The following is a 2,758-nucleotide window of genomic DNA, read 5'->3' as shown; positions in this document are numbered from 1 at the left end:
AAATGTTTTCAAAAGCCTGTAAAATGTGGAATTTACAGGCTTTTCCTTTTAAATACCTACTCAAAAGAACTCAAAAATTCTCAAAGCTTGAGATACACATTCGGGCATTCACAAATTAAAAAATCTTGAATGCCCGAATTGCTATCAAAGTTCTGATGTACAATTTGTTCTAATAGAGAACATCTTGATTTAAGGTACTCTTATGTTTTTTTGGCTCCGCCGTTACATCTTTCGCATATTTAATATCTAGTTTATTAACGACAGACTCAAGTTTTTGCAATGAAAACATCATATGAGTTCATGAGCCTGATCTGTTGATGTTTTACATTTATAGATGTTTCTGATATCATAGAAAAACCGTTTTTAATAAAAGGAATCACCATATAGCCCTGCAGAAAGATTCGGCAAGAACCAGGAATCCATCATGAATTATAATTTACATTCAACAAAATTGATACACTGGCTAGAGCTTTTGATATGGGACAGGTTTCCTTGGCCTCTGTTGCGATTAACTTGAATTGATCAGCAGACAATCCTTCAATAAGAGATGCGTTAAGATTCAGGGTAATACCTGCAATCTTTGACTCTTTCATATCATAATCCACGGTCGCATTGGTAGTAAGGTCGCCAGCTGGATAACCTGCTTTCGTAAGTGCTGCGCTTACCGCCATTGTAAAACATCCCGCATGTGATGCACCCAACAACTCCTCAGGATTCGTTCCAACACCATCTTCAAAGCGTGACTTACAGGAATATTGTGTTTCTTTAAGAGTAGTGCTTTGGGTTGATATTTCGCCTTTACCATTCTTAATATCACCCTTCCAATGTGCACTTGCTGTTCTTTTCATATCATAAAATTTTAATTGTTTTTGTTATTTGCTGCAATTATTCTTTCAAATATTTACTGTACCCGTAAAATAATTTTCCCTTTGACATGGCCGCTTTCGCCTAAATTATGCGCTTCTTTTGCTTCCGAAAGTGGAAATTCTTTTCCAATTATTACTCGAACCAAACCAGCATTTATTAATGCACCAATCACTTGTAACCGGGCGCCGTTTGAGACTAAGCGGAACGATACAGCACGCACATTAAATTGTTCCCGGTTTTTTCATCTGCCCAGGCGCCATGAACGAGTACTATATTCTTAATCATTGTTTATCGATTTTATTATTAATAATTAGTGATACTTTTTTTGATTTATACTTTCTTGCATTGTGTTGAGTAAAGTTCCCAAACAAACCAATAAGCGGATTGTAGGAACCAAAGCGATTATTGTAAAAAGTAAAATCGCGCTATTCTTTTTCGCAGGCTTTCTGAGCCGGAAATAAATTCGGTGAATCCCTGTGAGGCTTAATCCCTGCCCCTATTAAATCGATTTGTATCGATAACATCCAACCAGATGATCATTAACCATGCCAGCTGCTTGCATAAAAGCATAACATATCTTAGTGCCAACGAATTTGAATCCCTTTTCAATAAGAGCTTTGCTCATTGCATCGGATTGTGCAGTTCTTGAGGGAATTTTTTTCACGCTTTGCCAACTATTTTTTATAGTCTTATCATTTGTAAACTGCCAGATAAATTTATCAAAAGAACCATACTCCTTTTGAATCTCTATAAATTTCCTGGCGTTATTTATCGTTCCGGTGATTTTTAATTTATTTCGAACTATGCCTGCGTTATTAAGCAGCTTTTCAATTCGTTTATCAGAGTAACGAGCTATTTTCTGGGGATCAAAATTATCGAAGGCTTTTCGAAAGTTTTCTCGCTTATTGAGGATTGTATTAAAGCTTAATCCGGCCTGAAAACTGTCGAGTAAAATAAACTCGAAAAGTCTCCTGTCATCGCGCAGTGGAACTCCCCATTCTTCATCATGATATTTAATCATTAACTCAGAAGTAAGGCTCCAGGGACAACGAACTATTGATTTGATATCAGACATAAAAGCAGGAGATTAAAACGGTGAGTTTTTTTTTGTGCTTTGGGTCTTTCACAGTTGACTCAAAATGTGCTTATCTGTTTTCAATCCATTGCACCGACAATCTTCTTTCGGAGAAAAACCATTTATCTTCAATTTTTTTGTATCTATCAAGGTATCTAATGTTGGCAATCATAAGTTTTTCAGCGTTAATTCAGACATCTTTATTTCATTAATTGTTGCTGGTTTAATTCTTCTAAGGCCTGAATAATGCCGTCAGCACCAGGATTGGCATTTGGCGGTGACAGATAAGTCCACCTAATAAATCCGTTTTCATCAATGACGAATAAAGCACGAAAAGATTCGCCTGCTTGGTCGTCAAAAGCCTCATATTTTTTGGAGACGAAACCTTTACGTTCAAAATCTGACAATAATGGAAAATCCAATTTCCTGTTATGACTGAATGCAGCGTGACACCATTTCCCATCTACCGAGATCCCAACAAGCGTCGCATTGAGATTGGAGAAATAATCAAGCATTTCATTGTATAAACTCATTTGATCGGTACATACCGGACTCCAGTCAGCAGGATAAAAGGCAAGAATCGTTCGTTTACCCTTGTTTTTTGACAACGTAAAAGAATTATCCTGTGTGGTCGCTAATGTAAAGTCGGGAGCATTCGTGCCAGGTTCTAGCATTGTTCAATTTTTTCTCCAGGAGTTCGCCGAAAATTTCCGATTGCCTCAGAGTGTACAACTATATTTCTTATGCTTATTTTAATGGTTCATCGCGGCCGCTTCGATAATATTCGCTACTTCCAAAGCATGGGAAATATAGACT

At 37.0% G+C, this 2,758-nt stretch carries 4 protein-coding genes; all 4 read right to left on the bottom strand.

The window, feature by feature from the left end:
- Nucleotides 1-422: 422 nt before the first annotated feature.
- Nucleotides 423-848: an OsmC family peroxiredoxin gene (locus tag VNZ46_RS07885; protein ID WP_325559525.1), complete on the bottom strand. Its 426-nt coding sequence runs from the start codon at nt 846-848 to the stop codon at nt 423-425.
- Between the two features lie 53 nt (nt 849-901).
- On the bottom strand, nt 902-1,087 hold the full coding sequence (locus tag VNZ46_RS29375) for a zinc-binding dehydrogenase (RefSeq protein WP_414693473.1): 186 nt from the start codon (nt 1,085-1,087) through the stop codon (nt 902-904).
- Between the two features lie 279 nt (nt 1,088-1,366).
- Complete coding sequence (locus VNZ46_RS07880; protein ID WP_325559524.1) at nt 1,367-1,942, bottom strand: DNA-3-methyladenine glycosylase I; 576 nt, start codon at nt 1,940-1,942, stop codon at nt 1,367-1,369.
- A 200-nt stretch (nt 1,943-2,142) separates the two neighbouring features.
- Nucleotides 2,143-2,616 (bottom strand): redoxin domain-containing protein, encoded by a 474-nt coding sequence (locus VNZ46_RS07875; RefSeq protein WP_325559523.1) that lies wholly within the window; start codon nt 2,614-2,616, stop codon nt 2,143-2,145.
- Nucleotides 2,617-2,758 lie beyond the last annotated feature (142 nt).

The sequence above is a fragment of the Pedobacter sp. genome, assembly GCF_035566355.1.
Classification (GTDB): Bacteria; Bacteroidota; Bacteroidia; order Sphingobacteriales; family Sphingobacteriaceae; genus Pedobacter.
The sequence above is the reverse complement of the archived record's forward strand: the minus strand, read 5'-3'. Positions and strand labels throughout refer to the sequence as shown.

What these genes read in the sequence shown, in the direction of transcription:
- VNZ46_RS07875 (WP_325559523.1), bottom strand. Translation starts at nt 2,616, where the DNA reads ATGCTAGAACCTGGCACGAATGCTCCCGACTTTACATTAGCGACCACA.
- VNZ46_RS07880 (WP_325559524.1), bottom strand. Translation starts at nt 1,942, where the DNA reads ATGTCTGATATCAAATCAATAGTTCGTTGTCCCTGGAGCCTTACTTCT.
- VNZ46_RS07885 (WP_325559525.1), bottom strand. Translation starts at nt 848, where the DNA reads ATGAAAAGAACAGCAAGTGCACATTGGAAGGGTGATATTAAGAATGGT.